This window comes from Paenibacillus roseus, from assembly GCF_016424485.1.
GTDB lineage: Bacteria > Bacillota > Bacilli > Paenibacillales > Paenibacillaceae > Paenibacillus_D > Paenibacillus_D roseus.
Genome location: NZ_JAELUP010000037.1, coordinates 16,259 through 41,988, shown reverse-complemented (window position 1 = coordinate 41,988; position 25,730 = coordinate 16,259). Strand labels below are relative to the sequence as shown.

The 25,730-nt window shown below is 47.0% G+C and carries 22 protein-coding genes; 13 read left to right on the top strand and 9 right to left on the bottom strand.

Annotated features, from left to right (window positions below; all coding sequences use genetic code 11):
* Positions 1-75: 75 nt before the first annotated feature.
* Genes yycF through JFN88_RS10140 form a run of 5 tightly spaced genes read left to right on the top strand, consistent with a single transcriptional unit; the run spans position 76 to position 5,629 of the window.
* The gene (gene yycF, locus JFN88_RS10160; protein ID WP_199019254.1) at positions 76-831 is read left to right on the top strand and encodes a response regulator YycF; all 756 of its coding nucleotides are present in this window, start codon (positions 76-78) and stop codon (positions 829-831) included.
* Positions 828-2,660 (top strand): cell wall metabolism sensor histidine kinase WalK, encoded by a 1,833-nt coding sequence (gene walK / locus JFN88_RS10155; protein ID WP_199019211.1) that lies wholly within the window; start codon positions 828-830, stop codon positions 2,658-2,660. The genes yycF and walK overlap by 4 nt, the downstream gene beginning before the upstream one ends.
* Positions 2,657-3,976, top strand: a complete 1,320-nt coding sequence (locus JFN88_RS10150) for a YycH family regulatory protein (RefSeq protein ID WP_199019210.1) — start codon at positions 2,657-2,659, stop codon at positions 3,974-3,976. The genes walK and JFN88_RS10150 overlap by 4 nt, the downstream gene beginning before the upstream one ends.
* A 46-nt stretch (positions 3,977-4,022) precedes the next feature.
* Entirely contained in the window at positions 4,023-4,787 is a 765-nt protein-coding gene (yycI, locus tag JFN88_RS10145) for a two-component system regulatory protein YycI (protein ID WP_199019209.1), read from the top strand.
* 23 nt (positions 4,788-4,810) lie between these two features.
* Positions 4,811-5,629 carry an MBL fold metallo-hydrolase gene (locus JFN88_RS10140; RefSeq protein WP_199019208.1) on the top strand — a complete coding sequence of 273 codons (819 nt, stop codon included), beginning with the start codon at positions 4,811-4,813 and terminating at the stop codon, positions 5,627-5,629.
* Here JFN88_RS10140 and JFN88_RS10135 read toward each other — a convergent pair.
* On the bottom strand, positions 5,598-5,819 hold the full coding sequence (locus JFN88_RS10135; protein WP_199019207.1) for a hypothetical protein: 222 nt from the start codon (positions 5,817-5,819) through the stop codon (positions 5,598-5,600). The two genes, JFN88_RS10140 and JFN88_RS10135, sit on opposite strands and share 32 nt — an antisense overlap.
* 230 nt (positions 5,820-6,049) lie before the next feature.
* Here JFN88_RS10135 and JFN88_RS10130 point away from each other — a divergent pair, with 230 nt between their 5' ends.
* The 3 genes from JFN88_RS10130 to JFN88_RS10120 all read left to right on the top strand — a co-directional run bounded on the left by JFN88_RS10130 (position 6,050) and on the right by JFN88_RS10120 (position 7,971).
* The gene (locus JFN88_RS10130) at positions 6,050-7,336 is read left to right on the top strand and encodes a S1C family serine protease (RefSeq protein WP_199019206.1); all 1,287 of its coding nucleotides are present in this window, start codon (positions 6,050-6,052) and stop codon (positions 7,334-7,336) included.
* A gap of 51 nt (positions 7,337-7,387) precedes the next feature.
* Positions 7,388-7,555: a CxxH/CxxC protein gene (locus JFN88_RS10125; RefSeq protein WP_199019205.1), complete on the top strand. Its 168-nt coding sequence runs from the start codon at positions 7,388-7,390 to the stop codon at positions 7,553-7,555.
* Positions 7,556-7,770: 215 nt separating this feature from the next.
* Positions 7,771-7,971 carry a DUF6199 family natural product biosynthesis protein gene (locus tag JFN88_RS10120; RefSeq protein ID WP_199019204.1) on the top strand — a complete coding sequence of 67 codons (201 nt, stop codon included), beginning with the start codon at positions 7,771-7,773 and terminating at the stop codon, positions 7,969-7,971.
* A gap of 93 nt (positions 7,972-8,064) precedes the next feature.
* Here the strand turns inward: JFN88_RS10120 and nspC are convergent, their stop codons facing one another.
* The 8 genes from nspC to JFN88_RS10080 form a co-directional block, all read right to left on the bottom strand.
* Positions 8,065-9,192, bottom strand: a complete 1,128-nt coding sequence (gene nspC / locus JFN88_RS10115) for a carboxynorspermidine decarboxylase (protein ID WP_199019203.1) — start codon at positions 9,190-9,192, stop codon at positions 8,065-8,067.
* Between the two features lies 1 nt (position 9,193).
* Complete coding sequence (locus tag JFN88_RS10110; RefSeq protein WP_199019202.1) at positions 9,194-10,441, bottom strand: saccharopine dehydrogenase family protein; 1,248 nt, start codon at positions 10,439-10,441, stop codon at positions 9,194-9,196.
* Between the two features lie 640 nt (positions 10,442-11,081).
* A complete protein-coding gene (locus JFN88_RS10105; protein ID WP_199019201.1) occupies positions 11,082-12,695 on the bottom strand; it encodes a response regulator in 1,614 nt (537 codons plus the stop codon).
* Positions 12,692-14,461 (bottom strand): cache domain-containing sensor histidine kinase, encoded by a 1,770-nt coding sequence (locus JFN88_RS10100; protein ID WP_199019200.1) that lies wholly within the window; start codon positions 14,459-14,461, stop codon positions 12,692-12,694. Before JFN88_RS10100 ends, JFN88_RS10105 begins: the two co-directional genes overlap by 4 nt.
* Before the next feature lie 2 nt (positions 14,462-14,463).
* Complete coding sequence (locus tag JFN88_RS10095; protein ID WP_199019199.1) at positions 14,464-15,504, bottom strand: substrate-binding domain-containing protein; 1,041 nt, start codon at positions 15,502-15,504, stop codon at positions 14,464-14,466.
* Positions 15,505-15,878: 374 nt separating this feature from the next.
* Positions 15,879-16,850 (bottom strand): sugar-binding protein, encoded by a 972-nt coding sequence (locus JFN88_RS10090; RefSeq protein WP_199019198.1) that lies wholly within the window; start codon positions 16,848-16,850, stop codon positions 15,879-15,881.
* A 102-nt stretch (positions 16,851-16,952) separates the two neighbouring features.
* Positions 16,953-17,945 (bottom strand): ABC transporter permease, encoded by a 993-nt coding sequence (locus JFN88_RS10085; RefSeq protein ID WP_332908461.1) that lies wholly within the window; start codon positions 17,943-17,945, stop codon positions 16,953-16,955.
* A gap of 3 nt (positions 17,946-17,948) precedes the next feature.
* Positions 17,949-19,433 carry a sugar ABC transporter ATP-binding protein gene (locus JFN88_RS10080; RefSeq protein WP_199019197.1) on the bottom strand — a complete coding sequence of 495 codons (1,485 nt, stop codon included), beginning with the start codon at positions 19,431-19,433 and terminating at the stop codon, positions 17,949-17,951.
* 328 nt (positions 19,434-19,761) lie between these two features.
* On the opposite strand from JFN88_RS10080, the gene JFN88_RS10075 reads away from it, so the two are divergent.
* The 5 genes from JFN88_RS10075 (at position 19,762) to JFN88_RS10055 (ending at position 25,485) form a co-directional block, all read left to right on the top strand.
* A complete protein-coding gene (locus JFN88_RS10075) occupies positions 19,762-20,151 on the top strand; it encodes a GntR family transcriptional regulator (RefSeq protein WP_199019196.1) in 390 nt (129 codons plus the stop codon).
* Positions 20,152-20,161: 10 nt separating this feature from the next.
* Positions 20,162-21,553: a DUF5808 domain-containing protein gene (locus JFN88_RS10070; RefSeq protein ID WP_233167670.1), complete on the top strand. Its 1,392-nt coding sequence runs from the start codon at positions 20,162-20,164 to the stop codon at positions 21,551-21,553.
* A 711-nt stretch (positions 21,554-22,264) separates the two neighbouring features.
* Positions 22,265-22,744: a 23S rRNA (pseudouridine(1915)-N(3))-methyltransferase RlmH gene (rlmH, locus tag JFN88_RS10065; protein WP_199019195.1), complete on the top strand. Its 480-nt coding sequence runs from the start codon at positions 22,265-22,267 to the stop codon at positions 22,742-22,744.
* Positions 22,745-22,889: 145 nt separating this feature from the next.
* Positions 22,890-24,458: an RNA-directed DNA polymerase gene (locus JFN88_RS10060; protein WP_199019194.1), complete on the top strand. Its 1,569-nt coding sequence runs from the start codon at positions 22,890-22,892 to the stop codon at positions 24,456-24,458.
* Between the two features lie 382 nt (positions 24,459-24,840).
* Positions 24,841-25,485, top strand: coding sequence for a hypothetical protein (locus JFN88_RS10055; RefSeq protein ID WP_199019193.1), 645 nt, complete (start codon positions 24,841-24,843; stop codon positions 25,483-25,485).
* Positions 25,486-25,730: the final 245 nt, after the last annotated feature.

Below are 25,730 nucleotides of genomic sequence, written 5' to 3'. Positions count from 1 at the left end.
GAACTTTAATTGGGATGTAGCCGGGCAGGTATGTTAGAATAATAGGAAACAAAGCATGGACGGGGCGGTGAAATGATGCGTGGAAAAATATTGGTTGTCGATGACGAGCAGCCGATTGCAGATATCATCAAATTTAATTTGGAAAAGGAAGGCCACCAGGTCATCTGCGCATTCGATGGCGGTACGGCGGTGCAGCTGGCGTTTGAGGAAGAGCCGGACCTGATTTTGCTTGATCTGATGTTGCCTGTGAAGGACGGTATGGATGTGTGCCGCGAGATCAGAACCCGTCTGCAGACGCCGATTATTATGCTCACAGCCAAGGATACGGAACTGGACAAGGTACTGGGCCTTGAGATGGGCGCGGACGATTATGTGACAAAGCCGTTCAGTACACGAGAGTTGCTCGCCAGGGTGAAGGCGCATTTGCGCAGGCAGCAGAAGACGGCGGAGCTTGTCGCCGCAGGAGGAGACAGTCAGCCCTCAGCCACCGGGCCGGCCGAGCGTCAGGGACTGGAGCTGTTCAATCTGTTTATCGATACGGATATGTATGTGGTATATAAGGACGGAGAGCCGCTTGATCTGACGCACCGGGAATATGAGTTGGTTTATTATCTGGCCCGCAACTGCGGCAAGGTGATGACGCGGGAGCATCTGCTTCAAGCGGTGTGGGGCTTTGAGTACTTCGGCGATGTGCGGACAGTGGATGTGACCATTCGCAGACTGCGAGAGAAGATTGAGGATGACCCGAGCCGTCCGGAATATATTTTGACGCGCAGAGGTCTGGGGTACTTGATGCGCAATCCGAAGTCGGGAGGCTTTGGTTATCGATGAAGGGAGCCCGTATCTTCCGCACGATACAGGTTAAGCTGATCATTATTTACGTGCTGCTGATTCTGATCGGCATGCAGCTGATCGGCGTGTATTTTATTAGTACGATGAAGACATCGCTGATGGAATCCTTCACGAACAATTTGAATGAACAGGCCAATATATTAACCAAGTTCGTCGAGCAGACGCTGTCGCCGTCTCCGCAGAATGCGAATACAACTGATGAGCAGACGCTTGAGGATTTGCGAGGTATTGTAAGCACTTTGTTCAGCATCAACGAGGCGGAAATTCAGGTGCTGGATGCGAGCGGCAAGGTGTTGACGACTTCAGTGCCGTCGCACCAATCGTATGTCGGGCGTAAGAATACGACACTGGCGGTCAGTCGGGCGCTGCAGGGAATCCGGGACAATGAGCAGGAGATGGTCGGGGAAGACAATGTTCGCAAGAAGGTGGTGGCCAAGCCGGCCTTTTATGAGGGCAAAATTATTGGCGCGGTGTACATTGTCGCCTCGATGAACGAGCTATTCGAGACAATCAACCGGGTCAACGGCATCTTTATGTCGGGGATGCTGATTGCGCTTGGCTTGACCGGAATCCTGAGCGTGCTGCTGGCGCATACCATTACGAATCCGATCAAAGGGCTGACCCGCCATGCGACACAAGTGGCTGAAGGGCGGTTCGATCAGCAGGTGCCGGTACACGGCGATGACGAGATCGGGCAGCTCAGCGAAGCATTCAACGAAATGACGGGCAGGCTGCAAGAGGCCTTGTCCGCAATTGAGGAAGAGAAGGAGAAGCTGGCCTCCATTCTCACAAATATGAGCGATGGCGTAATTGCGACCGATGAGCACGGCATTGTTGCCGTGACGAATCGGAGAGCGCGCGAGATGCTTGATATTGAGATTGGCCACGGTGTGCCGCTGACGGAGCTGCTAGGCCTCAGCGAGGAGCGGATGGCGCAGCTTCGCGGCTTGTCCGAGCAGGTCATCATGATTCGCAAGGAAAAGCCGGAATATGAGCATAACTACACGATGAGGGTCACATTCACGCCGATTCACCGCCGTGACAAGAGTGCTTCAGGCACCATCGTCGTGCTTCAGGATGTGACGGAGCAGGAGAAGCTGGAACAGTCGCGGCGTGAGTTTGTGGCGAATGTATCCCATGAGTTGCGCACACCTCTGACAACGATCAAGAGCTATGCGGAGGCGCTGGAGGACGGCGCTTTGCAGGAGAAGGAGCTGGGCGAGCGGTTCGTCGGTGTTATCCGCAATGAAGTGGAGCGCATGATTCGGCTCGTAACTGACCTGCTGCATCTGTCGCGGCTGGATTCCAGCCAGGCGCCGCTGCGCAGGCAGGAGACGGATATTGCGGAGATGTTGGAAGAGGTGGCCGATCGCTTCTCCTTCCAGCTCCGCCAAAAGTCAATACATGCCGAAGTCCAGATCGCGGAGGAAATCACGCCGGCTTGGCTGGACCGCGATCAGATCGACCAAGTGCTGGACAATCTTGTATCCAATGCGATCAAGTATACGATGGACGGCGGTTCTATCGAGCTGTCCGCCATAATGACAGATGCCGGTTCAATCTCTATCAGTGTGAAGGATACGGGGATCGGCATTCCCAAGAAGGATTTGAGTCGAATTTTTGACCGGTTTTATCGTGTGGATAAGGCCCGCTCGCGAAACATGGGGGGAACCGGGCTCGGCCTCTCGATTGCCCGGGAAATTATCAAGGCGCACGGCGGGACGATCACGCTGGATTCGGAATGGAATGAGGGTACGATCGTCACCTTTACCCTTCCTACCTTGCAGGAGAGGGGGACGGCCGAATGATCGAGAAGTTCAAGACAGGCGTGCTGGCCTTTCTGGTTGTGCTAAGCCTGCTGCAAAGTTATTTTCTCGCTTACAGCTTTCCGAGCCTCGGCCCGATCGTTACCTCCGAGCAGGATTATGTGCAGACGGAGAAGATTGGAAAAGAGGAGCGGGTGGAGAATCTTATCTTCCCGGAGGATATTGTGCTTCATCTGGGAGAGGACAAGCACACCGTGTTGTATCCGGATACGGAATTTTACAAGCGTGTATTGGAAAAGCTTCGCGGCCGTGAATTCAAGGGCTTCGAGCGCAATATGGTGAATGTGCAGGATTGGAGCGCCATTCGCAAGGGCGAGATCGGGCTTGAGCTGCGCTTCGGTTATGGCGTGCCGGTAGAGCTGCTGCAAAAGATGATGAAGCTTGACGGCGATTTGATGTTTCTGAATGATTATATTGACCGGATCTGGATTTATAAAGTGGCGGATCGGGACGAGGTACGGGTGTATTTCTTTAGTTCGCAGTCCGGCGTCGTATACGAATCGATCCGTGCCGATCTGACAATCAGTGATGTGCAGGAGTATGTGGGGTACGGTGAATATTGGCCGTCGTATAAGACCAATGACGGCGAGCTGTATCTGCCGACGAAGCCGCTGGAGGCGATTGAGGCAGTTATCAAGTATGAGACGTACTCGCCGGAGCAGATGCAGAAGAATCTGTTCTTCGATCCGTCCAGCACCCGTACAATTGAAGACCGCAGCGGAACACAGATTTATACGGACGGCAAGCGCGGGATGCAGGTTGAGCAGGATGGCCAATGGATCAAATATACGGACCCGGTAGCTGCGTCGAGCAGCAAAGATCAACTGAGCAGCAATGTGTACTCGGCGATCTCTTTCATTAATCAGCATGGCGGCTGGGACGGTCTGCACCGGTTCATTAATCCGAAGGAGAGCGGCGTCATTGAGTTCAGGCAGTATTATCAATCAATGCCGATTATGAGCCTGCCGGGCTTCCGCTTCGGTCTGATGGAGCTGGTGCTTCAGCAGGGCAACGTTACCGAATACGAGCGGTCGCTTATGACAATCAGCTATGGAAAGGCCGAGAAGCAAATTCGTTATCTTCCGGGAGGCGAGCAGCTCGACAGGCTGCTGTCCAGTTACCACAGACGCGCTGAGGTGGAGGCGGTCTATCCGGCGCTCAGACCTTCTCTGACGAAGGAGGCGCTGATCCGCTTGACCCCGGTATGGGCAATCCGGCTGAAGGATGGGACGAGTGAGATTCTTAGCCAGGCGCTTCCGGCGAGCAGTCTGCCGCCGCAAAGCGTTCAAGAGCGTTAAGCATAGGAAATTTCAATTCTGTTATGAGTTGCGGGGGTGAAGGTCAATGGACTGGAGGAGAGCCAAAAGCGTCTTGATATTCGCGTTTGTCATGCTGAACATTCTGCTTGGCTATCAGTTGTGGCTGGATGTCCGCGAGCGGCTCGACTCCAATATGGATGTGACGGACCTTCCTCCGGAAACGCAACGTGTTATGCAAGAGAAGAATGTGCGCCTGCTAGGCAAAATTCCGGCGGGGACCCCGGTACTTCCGGATTTGGAGTACCGATTCACGAAGACGCCGGACACCACAGGGGAAATCCCGCTCCAGACACCAGTGGACACGCGTATCATCTTCAATGAAAAAGAACTGCTGGATGAGCTTGGAGGCACGATACCTTCGCTAACTGACTATGCCTTCGATTCGGAGGTTAGCACGTTTGGCACCGATGGAGTATTAGTCATGTACCGAATGGCGGACAAGCTGCCGATGTTCGATGTGCGTTTGGAGCTGCGCTACAGCAATCAGAAGATCATGGCTTATCGGCAGCTTGCGGTCGAGCAGGTAAAGCACGGCAAAACGAGAGAGCAGGCGGTGCTGTCGGCCTCCAAGGCAATCGGAAGGCTGATTGAGAAGTATCTCCAGCCAGGGTCGGCAATCAAAGATATTCGCCTGGGCTACCATGGGCTGTTCTTTGATACAGATATGCAGGTGGCATCCCCATCGTGGCGGGTGCTGCTGGAGGACGGGGAAATCTATTATATTAATGCATTGACCGCAGAGGTCGTCATTGAGAATGAAGCTGCCGGCAAGGCAGAAGAAGGCCCATAGGGAGAGAGAAGGCAAGAAGAGATATGGGATTAAGGTTTACAGTGCTGGCGAGCGGCTCGACAGGGAATGCGACAATTGTCCAGTCGGAGGATGCTATGATATTGATTGATGCGGGCTTGAGCGCAAGGAAGCTGGAACAGCTCATGAAAGAGCGCGAAGTAGAAGCCAGTAGGCTGGATGCGATTTTGGTTACACATGAGCATTCGGATCATATCAAGGGACTCGGGGCCATCGCGCGGAAGTATGATCTGCCGGTCTACGCGAATGAAGCGACCTGGGAGGAAATGCACAAGCATGTCGGCGCAATCGGCGAGGACAAGCGCAAAGTTTTGCCGACCGGCAGTTCGGTGGAATTCGGCGGCGTATTGGGCAAACTGCGGGCGGAGTCCTATGCGATATCTCATGACGCGGCGGAACCTGTCGGGTATTGCATTTACAACGGGAATACGAAGCTGAGTCTGGTTACGGACCTTGGTTACATGAGCGAGAAGGTCAAGCAGCAGGTGATTGAATCGGATGTGCTGGTGCTGGAGTCGAATCATGATGTGGATATGCTGCGTGTAGGCAGATATCCGTGGAATATCAAGCGGCGGATTCTTGGGGATATGGGCCATCTGTCCAATGATGCAGCCGGCGAGGCGCTCTGCGAATTGATGACGGACAGGACGCAGCGGGTATACCTCGCTCACCTTAGTCTGGATCATAATCAGATGGATTTGGCCAAGCTTACGGTGAATAGTATATTAGAGAACCGCGGCTTCTTCTTCAAGCGGGATGAATTTGCCATCAAGGGTACATATCATGACCGTCCTACCGAATGGGACGAAGTGAAGCGGAGATAGTGCTGGTCAGCTCCTGGTCAAGCACTGCGGCTTTTGCGGCAACTTCTTCTCTGGAAAGCAGGCCTTTATCGATGAGCAACTCAAGCATTGCGCTCAGGGCCAGCAGGGAGTGGTAATGGTCATCCTTCAAATCGGCAATCGAGGCAGCCAGATTGACTTGCTCCCAGGCGTTATTTTTGGAAGTACTCATTTTTATCGCTCCTTTTCAAATGGAAGTAAGGTATAATGAAAATGACAGAAAGCTTTTAGCTGCTGTGCTTTTCCCGGCAATGTCAGCAGTATCTCAAGCAACAACTCTATGAATAGTGTAGTCTATAAGTTATGAAAACATTCCTGCCAACTACAATTTAAGAGGATTACGATAAAATTCGATGGACATAATAGTTTTGATGTGTGCTGCATTGAGGGGAGCGATCATTCATGAGTTTGTTCGATGACGATTTCTATTCGACCAAGGTGTCACGCAGGGTTCGCTCCAAACAGATGGAGTCTGGTTCCAGGAATAGCTTGCAGATCCGCTGGACCCCGCTGCGAATTGCTTTCACGTCTTCATTCATTAGTGCCTTGGCGGCGGTGCTGTTGTTCGGCCTTATATTTGACAACGGAGGCGGATTTGCGGCGAGCAAGCCCGTATCCATCAGTTCACTGCAGGTGATGGACCCTTATGAGCGGCCGATTCATGCAGCGGCTAAGATTGGACCGGCTGTGGTCAGCATCATTAATGAGCAACTCGCCAGCTCCAGCCGCAAGCAGACGGACGAGGAGAGCGAAGAATCCCCATATCAGACCGCGAGTCTGGGTTCGGGCGTTATCTTTGAGAAAATAGGCAGCAAAGCAAGAGTGATCACTAATTTTCATGTCATAAACGGCGCCGAGTCGATTAAAGTCGTGCTTTCCGATGGGGAGGTGCGGGGCGCCAAAGTGCTCGGCAAGGACCAAATTACAGATTTGGCGGTGCTGGAGATAGACGGCAAAGGCATTACGACGGTGGCTGAAATCGGCGATTCTACGAAGCTCCGTGACGGAGAGACGGTCATTGCGATCGGCAATCCGCTAGGACTAGGGGATTCGCTAACAATGGGGATTGTCAGCAAGACCCGCCGTTTGATCCCTATATCGCTGAATCAGGACGGCATTTATGATTGGGAGCAGGAGGTCATCCAGATTGATGCTTCCATTAACCAAGGCAACAGCGGCGGCGCCTTGATCGATCTGAACGGACGCCTGATCGGTGTCAACAGTATGAAGGTAGCGGACTACGGCGTAGAGGGGCTGGGCTTTGCCATCCCGATTAACAATGCGATGCCGATCGTAGAGAGTCTGATTGAATACGGCAAGGTGAAACGACCATATATCGGTGTATATACCCTGGATCTGGAGCAATATTTTGCACAACAGGCATTTGCCGACTCCGGCAAGAAAAAACAGGATAGCAAGGATAGCGGGCTGGAACTCAGGCTGCCTAAGGAAGTGAAGCGGGGCGTAATTATTTTGGAGGCGGTCGGTCCGGCGAAGAAAGCAGGCCTGGCTTTCAACGATGTCATTGTGAAGCTTGATCGTCAGGACATCGGCAGCATGATGGAGCTGCGGAAGTACCTGTACTCAAAAAAACAAATTGGTGATACAATTGAGGTTACTTATTACCGTGACGGAGAGCTCAGAACAGCCTCTTTCACCCTTGCTGAGATAACAGAAGAAGAGGATTAATTTCAACCAACCAAGGGCTGAGTGCCAAGAGATGGAGCTGCATACCCGACTATGTATTGTATTTGTAAAAAGCATGTTGAACTCGCGATTGACAAGTTTGTAGATGAATTTGAAGATGCGCCGGATGTGGTGGATCTGAAGGAGACGCATTTTGCCAATTGGGACCCGCCAGTAAAATGCGAGTTATGTGAGGAGCCTGCAGTGTTTCTCGTTGTATAGCCTGGTTGTCAGGGCGAACCGATTTGGCTCAACGAGCCTAGCTCAACCGAATTGAATAGGGTACAAGAACATTGCGTCAGTCTGATACACGGTCATAAGCCGGTCTCCGGCTGGCGCTTTTGCTGCATAAGGGACTGCTGCCGTTACAGGTGAGCACCTGCTGCATGAACCAGTTCAGGATTAAAGATACGATTCTTTTCAAAGGAGATGTTGCCATGTCTGTTCTGTATATTGTATTGCTCCTGGTAGGGGTTGTTATGTTTTTGAAGCCGAAAATTCTATGGGTGCTAACGGAGAGCTGGAAGAGCAATGACGGCAAGGAGCCTTCGGGTTTGTATTTATTTTCTACCCGATTTGGTGGACTATTTTTCCTCCTTGCGGGTCTGGCCGGAATTTCGACCTTGTTCTTCGCTTGAATGGGATGAATGGAAGATGTTCAAAGGCTTGAGTACAAAAACTGGCAACGATTGAACACCGGTGCCAGCATTGTTGAAGCATATATATTATATTTATGCCAAGCGCATTTTAAAGTCCTGATAGCCGAATTCGCGCACGACTCGGCAATCGCCATCTTTGCCTTGAACCGCAATGGCTGGCAACGGCATACCGTTAAAGGTGTTGGTCTTCACCATGGAGTAAATCGCCATGTCTCCGAATACGAGCCGATCACCGATCTTCAATGGCTGATCGAACGAGTAATCTCCGATCACATCGCCAGTCAGGCAGGTTTGGCCTGTGAGACGGTACGTAAACGGCTTTTCCCCAGCTTCACCAGATCCCAGAAGTGGCGGGCGATACGGCATTTCCAATACATCCGGCATATGACAGGTCGCGGAGGTATCCAGAATGGCAATGTCCATTCCGTTCTTATGGAAATCCAGTACAGATGTGGTCAGGTAGCCTGCGTTGAGCGCAACCGCCTCTCCTGGTTCCAAATAGACCTCCAGGCCATACTTATCTTGCATTCTTTGGATACAAGCTTCAAGAGTAGCGATATCATAATCGTCCCTTGTAATATGGTGACCGCCGCCGAAATTGATCCATTCCATTTGCGGCAGCCACTCGCCGAACTTCTCTTCGACCGCATTCAGCGTAGTCTCCAGATCATCAGAGTTTTGCTGACACAGGGTATGGAAGTGCAGTCCGGTTACGCCATCCAACAGCTCCGGACGGAATTGGTCGCGGACGACTCCAAATCTGGAGCCAGTGGAGCATGGGTCATAAATCTCATGCCCAACTTGAGTCGAACACTCCGGGTTAATGCGCAAGCCTATCTTCCTGCCAGCTTGAAGCGCTTTGTCCTTAAACTTCTCCAGCTGCGAGAAGGAGTTAAAAATGATGTGGTCACAGATGGAGATAATCTCATCCATCTCGTCCTCCCGGTAGGCAGGGGCAAAGACATGCGTTTCTTTGCCCATCTCTTCGTAGCCTAGCCGGGCCTCAAACAAGCCGCTCGCGGTCGTGCCGCTTAAGTATTCGCCAATGAGGGGATACAAGGTTGTCATGGAGAATGCTTTTTGAGCGAGAACAATCTTGGCCCCTGTACGCTGCATAACGCCGCTCAGGATTTTCAGATTCTTCTCAATGAGAGCCTCATCGACGACAAAACATGGTGTCGGTAATTCGTCAAACCGCATTTTAACGAACCAGCGCCGGTTGTTTTCCAGTGCCGGACACTTCCTGCCCGTCATCAACCAATACAGGATTAAAGTCTTCTACCCATGGAAGTCCCCATTTGTTCAACTCTTCCATGAATGGATCCGGATCGAACTCTTCAACGTTGTAGACGCCTGGTTTGTTCCATTTGCCGGTCAGAACCATAGCTGCGCCGATCATGGCAGGAACGCCAGTTGTGTAAGAGATCGCTTGGGAGCCGACTTCTTTGAAGCACTCTTGGTGATCGCAAACATTGTACACATAGTACGTTTTGCTTTGGCCGTCTTTTTTACCTTGGAAAATGCAGCCGATGTTTGTTTTGCCCACGGTGCGAGGTCCCAGGGATGCCGGATCAGGCAATACCGCCTTCAGGAACTGGAGCGGAATGATTTGTTTGCCTTCAAATTCAATCGGCTCAATCGAAGTCATGCCCACGTTTTCCAGTGCTTTCAGGTGAGTCAGGTAGCTTTGGCCGAATGTCATGAAGAAGCGGATGCGTTTCAGCCCTGGAATGTTGACCGCAAGGGATTCCAGCTCTTCATGATACAGCAGGTACATATCTTTCTCGCCAACTTCAGCGAAGTCATAGACACGTTTGATTTCCATTGGCATGGTTTCGATCCATTCACCGTTCTCCCAATATCTGCCGTTGGCGGATACTTCACGGATATTGATTTCCGGATTGAAATTCGTTGCGAACGGGTAGCCGTGGTCGCCGCCGTTGCAGTCCAGAATGTCGATATATTCGATTTCGTCGAAGTAGTGCTTGAGTGCATAAGCTGAGAAAACGCCAGTTACGCCTGGGTCAAATCCGCTGCCCAGAAGAGCGGTAATACCGGCTTTCTCAAAGCGCTCGCGGTAGTCCCACTGCCATTTGTATTCGAACTTCGCAGTGTCTTCCGGCTCATAGTTAGCGGTATCCATGTAATGCGTTTTGGTTGCCAGGCAAGCATCCATGATGGTCAAGTCTTGGTATGGCAGTGCCAGGTTCATTACGATATCCGGTTTTACCTCTTCGATCAAAGCGATAAGCTCATCCACGTTATTTGCATCGACTTGTGCAGTCGTAATTTTCGTTTTGCCACCGTCCAGCTTTGCTTTCAACTCGTCGCATTTGGACTTCGTACGGCTTGCGATACAAATTTCTTCGAAAACTTCGCTATTTTGAACACATTTTTGGATAGCGACCGATGCTACCCCGCCACAACCAATGATTAACGCTTTTCCCATTTCTCAATCTCCCTTACTCATAAAGTGTTGAAAGCACAATTTCTCAACAAGCCATCACTATCTTACGCACAAAAAAAACAAGTGGAACAACGCTTCATCGCGTATCACACTTGTTCTTGTTTAGATATAAATATGAAATATTAAAATGTCCCCAAAATGGACATAGCTTTTTTAAGGAAGCCCAATTAATATTCAAAATATATCGCTAACGGATCAGAGTCTATATAGCAAATAATCACTTTTACCACTCTTATTGATCGTTTCACAAGTCGATGTGCGATGCAATGCACTGGTCGTAAAGAAACCAAACTTATAAAATTTGAGCTCTTCGCTCAATCAATAAGGCAACTAAAGTTGCCAGTCGGCATTTGACCCGGCTGTCCGTATGGCCTTTACTTCCTAAGTGGATGTGGTCAAAAATTATCTGCTTGGAAAGATCCGTATACATTTTGAATAGCAGCTTTCCAATAACGCAATATCATAATAACATAAACTCCCCAGATATCAATAAGAAATTCATAAAAAATAAAAACAATATTCGACAGGGGGGTTTTGGAACCGTTTTCGATGGAACTTTATGAAATTTATGGTACGCTTGATGTGTCGATGGTGTGACTTGACGCAGATAATTATCCGATAATCACTCTGCTGCACGGCTTCCACCCGTATCCAAATACTCTCTATACTCAGTTGGATTAATGCCTACTGCTTTTTTAAAGGCCGTACTAAAGTAATACGCGTCTCGATAACCGATCCGTTCAGCAATTTCGTAAATCCTCAAATCGCTCGTCCGCAGCAACTCCTTGGCTCTCTGTATGCGGACATTCATCAAATAATCCATAAAGTTCTGGGAAGTTTGTTCCCGAAACAAGATGCTGAGGTAGCTGGAGCTTATGTTGTATTCTTTGGCAAGCGAGGTTAAGGTAATATGCTTGTTGTAATGCTCATCAATATACTGCTTGATCGTCATGACCAGAGAGACGTTCCGGTTTTCCAATTTCGTTTGGATAAGCTCGGTGAAATGCTCAAAGATTTGACAAATATGATCATACAAGGCTTCAAAATCGTGGAAGTCATGAACATCTACGCGATACAAATCTTCCCGGCCAGCCAAATAAAACGCATTAAACCCTAATTCACTAATCGCTTTATATGCCAGCAGCAGCATATGGTTAATAATATTGCTTGAAGCCTCTGCATTCAAACGAGCCTGTTTAATTTCTTCCAAAATCTCTTTAATATCAGACTTAATGTCTTGAAACAGCCCGAATTTCATTTGCCGGTACAATTTATGCTCGACCAGCATTTGCAACTGCTTGCTGTACTGCTCCCGTTCACTGTTAAGATCGTTATAGGTAAATACGATTCCCTTGCCGTGAATAGTGCTTAAGGCAACCGCGCTGCAAGCCTCCTGGTAGGAGCCGTGCATCTCCAGCAGCGAGTCGCACCTGCTCCCGATGCCTGCGGTCAACCGGCACCCTTTTTCCATCCACGCCTGCTCGATCCACCCCTCTAATAAGGAAGACCATGTGTGCATATGAGCAAATCCGATAAGAACGAGTTGGTCCAGCTTATAGTTGATAATAAAGAATTTTTGCTCGCTGTCCTGTATTTTACGCTCGATCCATTGATATAGAATCAGGTTGTAAATATATAAATCTTCATGTTGAGTATCGCCCGGGGGGAAATCAATTTGCAAGACGACGGTATGATAGGAACAGGATTGCAGCTCTTCCAGTCCCAAAAAGGATATTTGCTTATAAGGCTCATGTACGACACAATGACTAAGCAAATCCCGAAAAAACTTTTCCTGTAATAACTTGCGATTTTCTATTAGCTGCCTTCTCATAATTTCCCGTTCTTGCACGTCAAGCTGCGAAGAATCAATTTCTTCTTTTACCTTTAACACCTTGGCCAACAAATTACGGGATCGAAAGGGTTTTAAAATATAATCACTCACTTTCAATCGAATGGATTCCTTGGCGTAATCAAATTCTGCATGACCTGAAATAATGACAACCTTGCAATCGGGGTAGGCCTGTTTAATTTTTTCCGTTAGCACAATCCCATCCATCTCCGGCATTTGAATGTCGGTAATTACAATTTCAGGCCGATGTTGTTGGAACAGCTCCCAAGCTTCAGCCCCGTTAGCTGCTTCATAGATTTCCCCAAACCCGTTTCCGTGCCAATCTATATTATGTTTTATCTTTTCCCTAATCATATCCTCATCTTCCACGACCAGTACCCGTATCATAAATGAATTCCTCCATTAGAATCCTTAGTTAACGGTAACCGAACGACGGCTTTTGTACCTCCGCCCGGCGCTTGCTCCAGCATCAGGCCAAATTCACTCCCGAATGCAAGCTTGATTCTCTCATTGACGTTGCGAATGCCAAAATAATCAGATGCATCCGTAACACTGGTTCTGCCGGCAAGGACGTGATTAATATGCCGCAGCCTGGTGTTCTCGATGCCTGCCCCATTGTCGAGAACCTCCAGCACAAGATGCTCTGCTTGTTGATATCCTTTAATTTCAATTCGACCTCGGCTCTCAATTCCTCTGATGCCATGATAGATGCTATTCTCAACGAGCGGCTGCAAAATTAGCTTGACTGTCTGACAGGTACGTATGGAAGAATCGATATTCGCCCCATAGTCGAATTTATTAAAAAAGCGAAATTGTTGAATGCGGATGTACGTGAGCACATGATCCACTTCTTCATGGATGGGGATCATTTCTTTGCCATGACTGAGACTTGTGCGAAACAGCTTGCCGAGCGCTTCAATCATATCCAACGCATCATCGATCCGGTTGCTTTCGAGCAGCCCAATAATGGAATCAAGTGTATTGTATACGAAGTGCGGCTTGATCATTTCCTGCATAGCTTTAATTTCCATCTTGCGAATATGGTCCTTATCTTCGACAATCTGATCCATTAGCTCACGGATTCTTGTTATCATCCGGTTGAAGCTTAGTGCGAGATAGCCGATTTCATCTCTGCCTTGTACAGTGGCATGATCGGTGAAGTTTTTATCTGCTGCCGTAGACGCGAGCTCCTGGAGCGCCTTTATCGGCTTTGTCATTCGATTGGTCATATAGATAGAGATTAAAATCACGGCCACAATGCAAATAGCGATGACCAACACCGTTATGCTGCGTATTCGATCCACACCCTTGGCCAACTCTGATTCTAATGATACGCCAACGATTCGCCAGCCTGTTAAGCTTGAAGCGATGAATGTTACAATATATTCCTGATTCTGAATGGTATGTATGAAGCTGCCGCTCTCATCGTTTCCCAGCTTTTTATGATCGATAATAACTTTGTGATGTCTCAAATGATCCGAGCGAACTGGCTGATAGATCACTTTGCCTTGGTCGTCGGTTAAATACACATAACCACGAGCCCCCATATTAATATCCTTCACAATACGGTTCAAAAACTCTGTATTCACATCAATGCAAATGGCGCTGAGTTGATGCAAGGAAGAAGCGTTGATTCCTTTGCATATCGTAAATACGTTCTCATTAAGCAAATTTTGATGCGGGGCCATAATAATCGCTTCATCTGTCGGTTTGTCTTTTATCAATTTAAAAAATGCATCACTTTGATCGTCCCAATATTGACCCATCGAGCCTATCGTATAGCCATTTTCCATCACAATACGAATATCCTCAAGGTCTGTTTTCATCATTTTGTATTGATTGAATTGCTCCAGCATGCGAACCGTATACTTGCGATTATTATCTATATTCCCCGCTTCCGTAAGTTTGAGATAATGCAATAAATAGTAGTCGTTCCGAAAATTCAATATATTGATAATATCGCTGACGTAGGTTTCAATCGTTTTGTCCACCCGGGCAATGACCTCAGCAGAATACAAGATTGTATTTTCTTGCAGATTTTTAATATAGAATTGATAGGATATATAGCCGAGAATCATAATGGGTACGATACTGATGGTGGTAATGCATATGATCAGCTTCACCTTCATGCTCGAAGCAATTATTTTTTTCATGTTTATTTTATCTCCCACGGTTCCTTGATGAGCAGCAGCTTATCAAAGTTGCTTTGATCGGCATACTCGATGTTGGTAAAGTACTCGGTCTGCGTCATCCTCTTTCCCCGTATCGCTTCCACCATATGCTCCATGCTCCATCTGCCCATCATCGTAAATTCCTGCCCGATCAAATGATCGGCCATCCCTTCTTTTGCGGCAAGAACCATCGGGTAAAAGGTATCGACGACAACGGCCAGGCCGCCTTTCTCCCGCCATTTCCGATATTCCGGGAGCGCATCCACAGGGACAAGCAGCGGCCATCCGCCAGTGCTGAAAAATAAATCAATATCATCGTTTGTTCGGATATAGGTTTCCAGCAATTCACCCGCTAATGTAAGATCGTCCATACATTCAAGCACGGCCTGGTAGTCCACTGTGACAGCCGCATTCAGAACATCCTGAAAGCCCCTAAGACGTTCATTCAAATTCAAGCTTTCCTTATCCCCAGTCATGATGAGCGCTTTTAAAGGTTTATCCATTTTCCCATTTGCTTCTAATGTGTTCAGCATTCGATAGGCGCTTGCCTTGCCGATCTCATAATTGTTGGTGCCAACGTAAAATAGCCGCTTGCTGTTTGGACAATCGGAGTCAAAGGTCGCGACCTTGATTCCTGCATCAATCGCTCTATCGATATGCGGACTCAATCGATCCGAGTCGATGCAACTGACCACGATACCGTCCACTTTACGGCGAATGAGACTTTCCATAATTTTTTCTTGTCCTGCAGTCTGCGTATTCATGGGAGCCATCCACTCCATTTTCACCCCATACTGACGGCTTATCCGCTCCGCTTCATCCTTAGTCTCCAGAAATACCGGGTTGTCGAGCGACTTGGGGATATAGGAGATGATCATGTCCTTGGGCTTAGTGTCCGTGTTCGTCGGGTTGACATGATTTGTCTCCGCTGTGGGCGCAGAAAGGTTCATTACTATTTTATTGGAATCGCTTTCACAACCGCTTATGAACCATACGATTAGTAAAATAATTGGGGAAAATCGCATGCGCTGACTCCTTCCAAAAGAGAAATATCGTTTACAACAATGTACCTATTTTATTATATAAATTTAAAATATGCATTATTTTAGGGGCTCAACCTTAAAATCAGTGCTTGACAAACAGGAGAGAGCAGCGAAGGGGCAGAGGAATTCTGGAGAAACGAACGTGGTCGCCTTTAAGGCCCGATTCCCCCTGCAAACTTCCATGAAATCAAGGAATCGGGCTTTAACAGCGATCGGAAGAATCCTCTGCCACGCAGCGTCCCCTCCACCTAGAGGTCAAGCACTAATTCTGGTTTTGATCCATTTTAGGGAATGATTAAAAAGAATAGAGAGGAATGAATATCCATTCCCCTCTACTCTTTGTGTGGCATAGCTTATTACCAAGGCTTTGTATTTTTTAATACTTCCTCGACATTTGTCTCATCGACATAAACCGTTCCTGTATCAATAAAGGGCTCCACCTGTTCCCCATTGATAGCTTTTACCAGATTTTTAACTCCCAATGCACCCATTTGGATAAAATCCTGGCCAATTTCAACTTTAACGGTGCCTTCCTTTACATATTGAAGCATCGGGTAGAAGGAATCGACAGATACGATAATGCCGCCATTTCCTGCAAACTTCTTGAGCGTCGGCAAGGTTTCGGTAGGTGTCAGGAACGGCCAGGCGCCGACTACAAACCAGGCATTCAAATCGGAGTTAGCTTGTGTATATTGCTCCAATACCGTTACAGCCTTGTTAACATCGTCGTCAGAAGCCTGAACAGGCAAATATTCGATGTCCACGCCAGCGGCGCCTTCCTTAAATCCTTTGATCCGCTGCTCCAGGTTGAAGGAACCCGGCACGCCTGTCAGTGTCGCAAGCTTTACGGTACCTTTGCCCTCTGCCAACTTGGCAAAGGCTTCTCCGAGCTGCTTGCCTAAGCTGAAGTTCTCCGTACCCGCATAAAAGGAACGCTTGGAGTCAGGGGAGTCGGAATCAAAGGTCGCAACTTTGATGCCAGCGTCTACAGCTTTGTTAATCACATCCTTTAACGCATTCGGATCAATGACGCTAATCAAGATGCCATCCACTTTCTTTTGAATCAGACCTTCAACGACCTGAACCTGCTCTGCGGCATCCGATTTCGTTGGACCCGTCCAGATCACCTCTACGCCGATCTCCTTGCCCGCTGCTTCAGCGCCATCTTTGGAATCGAGGAATACAGCGTTATCCAGTGCCTTTGGCACTACAGCAATTGTCAGCTTTTTTTCGCCGGCTTGCGTCTTTTTTGTATCCGATGATGTACTGCATGCCGCCAAAGCTGATACAAGCATAGTTAAAACAAGTGCCATCACGATTTTTTTCATGAATCAACCCTCCTGAAATGATTGAATAAAGCAAAATTGCAAAACTTAAAAAAGCGATAACGCTTGCGCTGCCTTGCCTCACCCCCTCTCAGAACATGAGGATCACGCTTTTTTCTTGTACCGCAGCTGGTCGATTGTCACTGCAATGATGATAACAAGACCAATGACGGTTTGCTGCCAGTAAGCCGATACATTGAGCAAAACAAGACCGTTGCGCAGCACGCCCATAATGGCTGCGCCAAGAATAGCCCCCACAATCGTTCCTTTGCCGCCAGAGAAGCTGGCGCCGCCGATAATGACCGCAGCAATCACATCGAGTTCATAGCCAAGCCCTGCTGTCGATTGGGCTACCCCTAATCTGGCCGTCATGATGATCCCGGCGATTGCGCTTAGAAAACCCGAAATCGAATAAACGGCTAATTTGACACGTTTTACTTTGATGCCGGAAATCGCGGAAGCCTCTTCACTCCCGCCTACGGCGTATACATGGCGACCAAATATCATTTTATTAAGGACAAAGGTGAAGATAATAGCGAGCACAATCATTAAAATGATGGGGTAAGGGATATTAAATATCATGCCTTGCCCGAGCTGGTTAAATGACGACGGCATGCTGATCGGAAAGCCGCTCGTAATGGCGTAGGATAAGCCTCTGGCTACACTCATGGTTCCCAATGTGGCGATAAACGGGGGAAGATTGCACTCGTTAATGAGCAGACCATTAATGAAACCAAATATTGCTCCGCCAATGACGCCCAGCAGAATGCATAATGGCAGCGCAAGTTGAAGATTTGAATAGCTATAAGCGGTAATGACGCCGGCAAATGCAAATATGGAGCCAACAGACATATCGATGCCGCCGGTTATGATGACGATCGTCATCCCGATCGCCATAATGGCTACAAATGAAAATGCTCTGGCAACAGAGGATAAATTATCTACTGTTAAAAAATTGTCTGAAGCAAACGTCATTACGACACAAAGGCCAAACAAAATCAGGAAAACGCCTAAGATGTCATTTGACCCTCTGAACAATTTAAGCATACTGTCTTTTACTTTCCCTATTGGGGTAGAGGTCATTTTTTCGGTCTCCACTGCTTACGCCCCCTTAAGTGCAAGTTCCAATATTTTTTCCTGCGTTGCAGACTCCCGGTCTAATGTTCCTTTTATTTCTCCTTCATGCATCACGATAATGCGGTCACTCATCCCGAGAATCTCCGGCATCTCGGAGCTAATCATAATAATGGCCACACCTTGCTGGGCTAATTGGGACATCAAGGTGTAGATCTCTTTTTTTGCGCCTACATCAATGCCTCGCGTAGGCTCATCTAAAATAAGCACCCGTGGATGAGTAGCCAACCATTTGGAAATGACAATCTTTTGTTGATTTCCGCCGCTCAGGTTGCCGGCTCTCTGATCTTTATGCGGCGTTTTAATACGAAGCTTATCAATGTATTCATTCGCCAGCTGATCCTCTGCCGATCTGGATAAAATACCTGCTCGGGTCAACTGTTTCAAGGCAGACAACGAAATGTTTTTTTTGACACTCAGTCCAAGAATCAGGCCGTGCTGCTTGCGATCCTCCGGCACTAAACCGATGCCATGCTGGATAGCCTGGCTTGGCGACGTAATTTGCACTTCCTCACCTTCTATGAAAATCTGGCCGCTGCTGCGTTTATCAACCCCCATAACAGCGCGCATAACTTCGGTACGACCGGCTCCCACCAGCCCTGCAAATCCGACAATTTCGCCTTTTCGAACCGAAAAACTAATGTTCTTCAGCTTGCCCGGCACATGCAACCCTTTAACTTCAAGTACTTCATCCCCAATTTCGGTAGGCGTTTTCTCAAATATGTTCTCCAGCGTTCTCCCGACCATTAATTGAATAATTTTGTCCTCTGTGATTTCCCCTTTTTCAAGACAGCCTACGTAAGCACCATCTCTCAAAATATGGACCCTGTCGGATATCATCTGGACTTCTTTCAACTTGTGGGATACAAAAACAATCGAAACGCCATCTCTTTTCAACTTTTTTACGATTTCAAATAATTTCTCTGCCTCTCGATCTGTCAGAGAAGAGGTTGGCTCATCCAAAATAATGAGCCTGGATTGAATGGATAGCGCTTTAGCGAATTCAACCATTTGTCTTTGTGAAACGGAAAGCTCACGAACCAGCGTATGCGGCGGGCAATTCAGCCCCACCTCATTCATATAGCGGAGCGCTTCCTTTTTCGTGCCGAGCTTGTCAAATAAGCCAAACTTCCCTTTTTCCCGTCCTGCAAATATATTTTCCGCCACGCTAAGATTCGGCAGTAAATTCAGTTCCTGGAACATGACACTGATACCGAGACTTTGAGAATGGAGGGGTGATTCAATCTCGACACGCTGGCCGTCAAATTGAATGGTTCCGGCATCCTTCCGGTAAACTCCGGCTAATATTTTAATAAGCGTTGATTTTCCCGCACCGTTCTCTCCCATAAGAGAAACGACTTCTCCTTTTCTTACATCAAACTGTACATCCTGCAATGCTTTCACACCCGGGAACGCTTTCATTATTCCGTCCAATCGCAGAAGCTCGTTCATGTTCTCACCTGCCCGTTAGTATTGATGCGGTTACCATTGATCTTAACGGGGTTCATTTGGAATCTAAATGGATTAATTTTTATAATCCTTAGATAATTTAAGTAGCGATGCCGTTTTGCACTAAGCGGACGCGCCCAGGGGCTGCTCATAACGCGCATTCTGACTCCCACCATAAATCCATGCAATAGAGAGGCTGAAGGTTCACACATGCCTAAGCTTACAACTTCATCCGTACACGGTTAAATTTTAAGGGTAGGGTTGCAAATTTTAAGTATTGTTTGTATTATAATATGTAATACAAAAGTTACTTAGGTGGTGAAGCGCAATTATGCTTATTTCATTGCAGTTAGATAGTGAAATCCCGCTATATGAACAGCTGCGCAACCAGATCGTGATCGGAATTGCGACCGGTGAACTGGCGGCCCAGGAGAAGCTCCCGACCGTCCGCCAGTTGGCTGAGGATTTGGGCATTAACACAATGACGGTGAATAAAGCCTATTCGCTGCTCAAGCAGGAGGGCTACATTGTCATCGACAGGCGGCATGGGGCAAAAGTGAGTCCGCGGATACAAGATAGTCAGGGGCCGTCTCCGCAACTGGAGGAACAGCTTCAATTGATTATCGCGCAAGCTACGATTCAAGGGATGGATCAGTCTCGTTTCCAAACGCTGTGCACGCAGATTTTTTCCAAAATGACGTATCGGCCTACCCATATCTAAAAGAAAAGAGTTGATTCCGATCCTAACAACGGTGATTTTGTCAGCGGTGTCCGTCCTCTCTTTCATTGTCATACTAGCAACCTACAAGGGACAGGGCAAATATAACAACGGCATGCTATTCGCCGTTACATTGCCGCCTCATGCGATGGACAACGAGAAGATCAAAGATGTTCAAGTGAAGTTCGGCAAGCGGCTTAAGCGGATTATATTGTGGATGGCCGCAGCATTTATCCCGGTGGTGCTGCTCTATGATGCGAACGGCTATCAGGTGCTTTATTTTTTCGTGTGGATTTTCAGCTTTTATGCCGCCGTCTTCAGTTGGTTTCGGCAAGCGTTTCGAATGACGCTGGCTTTAAAACGGGAAAATGATTGGTTCGTCGGTGCGAAACGCGTTATTCAGAGCGACCTGCGCGCCGCGTATTTGAAAAATCAGCGATCCGCTCCGTTGTGGCTGTTCGCGATCCCGCTGGCCATGACTGTCGGCCTGGTATTGTGGAGTGTGAACGAGCCGACGCTTCTCGGCGTCTCGATCGGAAGTTCCGTCTTTACGCTGGTGAGTCTGCTCCCTGCACTTGGGATGCGCAAGATGAAGGCTAAAGTGTACAGTTCGAACAGCGAAGTGAACGTTGGCTTGAACCAGGCCAGGCGCAGGTATATCTCATATTTGTGGTTCATGATGGCGACTTTGGAGAACGTTCTTTTCCTGCTTATCGGTTTGTTCATCATGAGCGACAGCGATACGGCGGTTGGTATCTGGCTGACGATCATTTTGTCACTCGGCGTAGTTCCGGCAGCTCTGGTGCTGTACGTTTATCGTAAAATCGCTCATCTGGAGCAGGAAACGTTGGAACTGGACGGGAAACCGATTTACACGGACGACGACGAATACTGGAGCAATGGATTAACCTATCACAATCCTGACGATAAAGCGATTTTCGTCCCTAAACGGGTCGGGATAGGTGAAACGGTGAATACGGGCACTTTGGCCGGGAAATGGATCGCATGGGGGCCAGTGCCGTTAGTTGTTGCGATTGTCATCGGGGTTTCGTTTCTGCTGATCAATTCCGAAATAAATCCGCCGGTCTTAACCGTAACGCCAGAGCATAACATCGAGATCGATTACCCGATGTACTCCTTTGACTTCAATGTGACCGACATCGAACAAATATCGCTGGTGGACAAGGTGCCTTCCGGAGTGAAAACCAATGGGGAGGGGACAGACAAGATTGCCCGCGGCCACTTCAAGCTGAAAGAGCTGGGCAAAGCAAGAATGTATATTTTCAAAAGTCCGCCTTATATTCAAATCAAGCTCAAAGACTCGTATGTTTTCTATAACGAGAAGGACCCTGAACAGACGAAGCGGGTGTTTGAGCAGTTGCAAGAGCTATATAAGCTGAACTAAAGAAACATAGAATGAGAGTAGCCGAGCTTTTTGAAATAGATGGCGGTTTTAATTCGTATAAAACGGGAAACCCTGCGAAATTGAACTGTAACCGGTAAGAGGTCACTTTTTTTCAAGTGTCCATCTTGCGGGTTACAGTTCAGAATGCGGAGGTTTCTTTTCGTTGTATTCTTTGTAAAGGATATGAAGATTAACAGCTGTCGAAGTCTCTGAAGTTGGATCAGCAGCTCAACGAGTATAGCCGAATGTTGGGAAAGGATGAACAAGCAAGCAGCAACGTGGCTGTGGATGTATGTGTGGCAGGGCAATTATTTACTGCGGTTGTTTTGGAAGCAGTTAGTGATAATGAATAGGCATCCTATTTAATTCTCCGTCGCGAAGGAGTTCATTTATCTGCCAGGGTCTTGTGGTACACTAAGGGAAAAGGGAATTAATGAGGGTTATGAAGCTACATATATAATAGACAATACTAATGAGGGCTATTAAACTACATATACAATATGGATGGTCTTTCATGGGCCAGTCCTATCATGAATCCGCATAATTGGAGACGCCAGAGCAGCTTTATGTGCACTGGAAAAGGAGAATTCTGACACTGTTGGCGGAGACGGAAGGAACGGATGAAAAGAGCTTTTACAGGGTCGAGGATCAGAGAAGAAAGAGTAAGTAACTGGTTAGGTTAAATGTGATGAAGCGACAGTGGAGGGTTACATGTTTATTCAGATTATTGGTGTAGGTAAGCTTAAAGAAAAGTACTTGATTGACGGTATAGCGGAATATGCGAAAAGGCTGAAACCGTATCTCAAATTTGAGATCATTGAGGTTGCAGATGAGAAAGCGCCTGACTCTCTGAGTGAAGCGGAGGTCGTGCAGGTTAAGGCGCGAGAGGGAGAGCGCATTTTGTCGCAGATTAAGGGCGAAGCTCATGTGGTTGCGCTCGCTATTGATGGCAAGCTATGGAGCTCGGAGGAGCTTGCCAGGGAGCTGGACCAGCTCGGAACCTATGGGACGAGCCATGTTGTGTTTGTTATCGGAGGGAGCCACGGGCTGTCCGATGAGGTCATGCGCCGCGCACAGCAGCGCATGAGCTTTGGTCGCATGACGCTGCCTCATCAGCTCATGCGCCTGGTACTGACGGAGCAGATTTATCGGGCGGTGAAGATAAATCGGGGGGAACCGTACCATAAGTGACGGCGAAAAATTATTGAAAATACAGTTCGCCATATATTTGCCCTGTTCCAAATTGTCGTAATAAATAATTGAAAAATAAAAGGGTCCTTTAATATTAATAGTTCATATAAAGGAAATTATCCACTTGTAAAAGGGAGGATGTAATATGCTAAAGCTACAGGAGCGGTCTTACGACTGGGCATTAAAACATATAGAGAAATATGGGGATACTGATATTTTCCCTTTACCATTTGAGTTTGCCGCAATACGTGCTTATTGGGACTCGGAAATAAAGACTGAAATTACTCAGCAAAATTTGTTGAATTGGGAATTACGGTCGTATCGCCGTTTATTAACGCCTAAACATCGCTATGGTTTCAGAATCTCTACCCAGTTGGACCCATTAGATTCAATTATTTTTACATCACTTATCTATGAGATTGGTCAGGATATTGAGAATTTCAGGATTCCAAAAGATCAAAATATTGCTTTCTCAAGTAGATTTGACCCCGATAATGAGGGGAGAATGTATGACCCAAATTTTAATTGGCAGGCGTTTCAAGATCACTGTACAGATACAGTACAGTCCGGTGACTACGAATATGTTGTTGTAGCGGATATTGCGGATTTCTTTCCTCGTATCTATTCTCATCCATTGGAACAAGCACTTGGAGAAGCAACCACGAAGACTAATCATGTAAAAGCCTTGAAAAAATGCTTAAGCCAACTTAATGGGAGTGTTTCCTATGGCATTCCGGTCGGACAATCGGCATCGCGACTTTTAGCTGATTTGGTACTGAATGATGTTGATCGAGGCTTAATAAGTGAGGGACTAAAGCACTGTCGGTTTGTAGATGATTTCAGAATTTTTTGCAAAAGTGAAAAGGAAGCGCTCGGGGCATTAGGTATACTCGCAAACCTTTTGTTTGAGAACCATGGTCTAACCTTACAACAACACAAGACTCGTGTTATGACAGTTGAGAATTTTGAAAGTAAGATACTCGGAAGCGAGCGTGATAGAGAGATTAATGGATTAAGTGAGCAATTTCATGAAATACTATCTGATGTTATCATTTTGAATCCATACGATTCCTTTGACTTTGAAGAACTTGGTGCTGATGTTCAAGAACAAATTAAACGTTTGAATCTAGAGGGAATTTTAGAGAGTCATCTGGAGGAAGCCGAAGACATTGATATTTCTCTTGTGAAATTCCTTTTGAAGCGCCTTACGCAGATTGGAAGTCCCGACAGTGTCGATTGTCTGTTACGTAATATTAATAAGTTGTATCCGGTTCTAAAGGAAGTAATGGTGTATTTCCAGACTATCGATATTGATGCTTATACCAAGAATAGAATTGGAGCGGAACTCCTGAACCTTTGCACAGATTCAATAGTCGGTCATTTAGAATATAATAGGATTTGGATACTTAGTACATTTACCTACAATAATGAATGGAATAACAATGAACGGTTCACGAGGTTATTCACAGAACTAACCGATCAATATTGCCAAAGGGAGCTTATTTTAGCAATAGGTCGCGCTGGACTGGATCATTGGTTCCGTTCAAGAAGACGTAATGTATCGGAACTTACCCCATGGATAAAAAGAGCATTTCTAGCAGGTGCGAGTTGTTTGCCCGGAGATCAAGCACAACATTGGTATAGGTCGATCCCACGTCTTGATATTTTAGATAAAGCAATTACAAAGTGGGCAATCGAAAACCGCTTTGCGTGATTTTGCTTGAGTAGGGACTTTCCGGAGAAAGGAAAGCCCTTTTGTTGCTTTGTTACATATGGGCTAGGGCTCCTTCTCAAAGTGAGCTTTAAGCCGTCAATATGGACTATCTTCTAAATGGAATCATCTTGAGATGCAACTGATGCAAGGCTATGGTCTTTGGAATAATAACCATGTCTATGCCAACGAGCCCCTCTCCTTCGGCCGCAGACCCGTCCGCACCAACTGATGCATGTGCTCTACCGGAGCAGGTGTATCGGGCGATTATATTAATCCGAGGAACATTGCCATAAGTGACGGCGAAAATTGATGAAATAGTTCGTGTCGCCATATATTCGCCCTGTTTCTGACCGTTGTGATGGAAGATAATTTACATAGAGGTATGGCTAATCAGAAGTTATGTGCAATTGCTGAAAATTTAAAAACAGGAGTGAGAGTCTTGGAACTTCAACCATCGAATTATTTTTTAGATAAATTTGTTTCTTTTGATCTCTCCAGCCTAAGCAGTAATAATACTGGAAAGCGAGAAATATCAAGTAAATGGGTAAATGCATTTATCTTAAATTCAGCTTTTCGTTATAAATTTGAAGAGCCCAAAAGATTATTAATAATGAACCTATTGAGACGAGTTGAATCTTCATTTCATCAATATAACCTTGGTAGTAGTCAACTCGACGAGTATTTACTTGGTGATAAGAGGGGTATATCGAGATACTTTTCTGCTGTTGTATGCTTTGAGATTGCTTTATCTCATTTGTATCAGGCTTACATGTTTGGTCAAAGGCTAACAGGAATTAAGTTGTTTAATTCTAATGATAATTCTTCTTTAGATCGACTGAATAAGCTATATAATATTTCAAAACATTATGATGGCACAGTAAGTAAAGGAGAGATAGATGAGGTAAATACAATTCCTATCTGGATAACTAATGAAGGTTTTAAATCAATTGATAAATTCTTAAGTTACAACGAAGTCCACGAGATGATGAATGAAATGGAATACATATCAAATGAATTAATTAAGTGACTATAAATGTATTGCTACGAAGTCAGCAACATCGCCTAACACCATGCTAACGCTTCGGGTCATACCCGGCTCTCAATTTGGCAGAAGTCCATGTGATTCAGGTGCAATAGACAGTAGCAAGGAAGCGGTAGCCGGACACAGTCGCTCCAGTTAATTGTATTGTGGTTGCTCCACGCCGAGATACTATCGCTCGGCCGCATGACCTACCCGCACCAGTTGTGATGCTTGTGCTCTGCAGAAGCAGT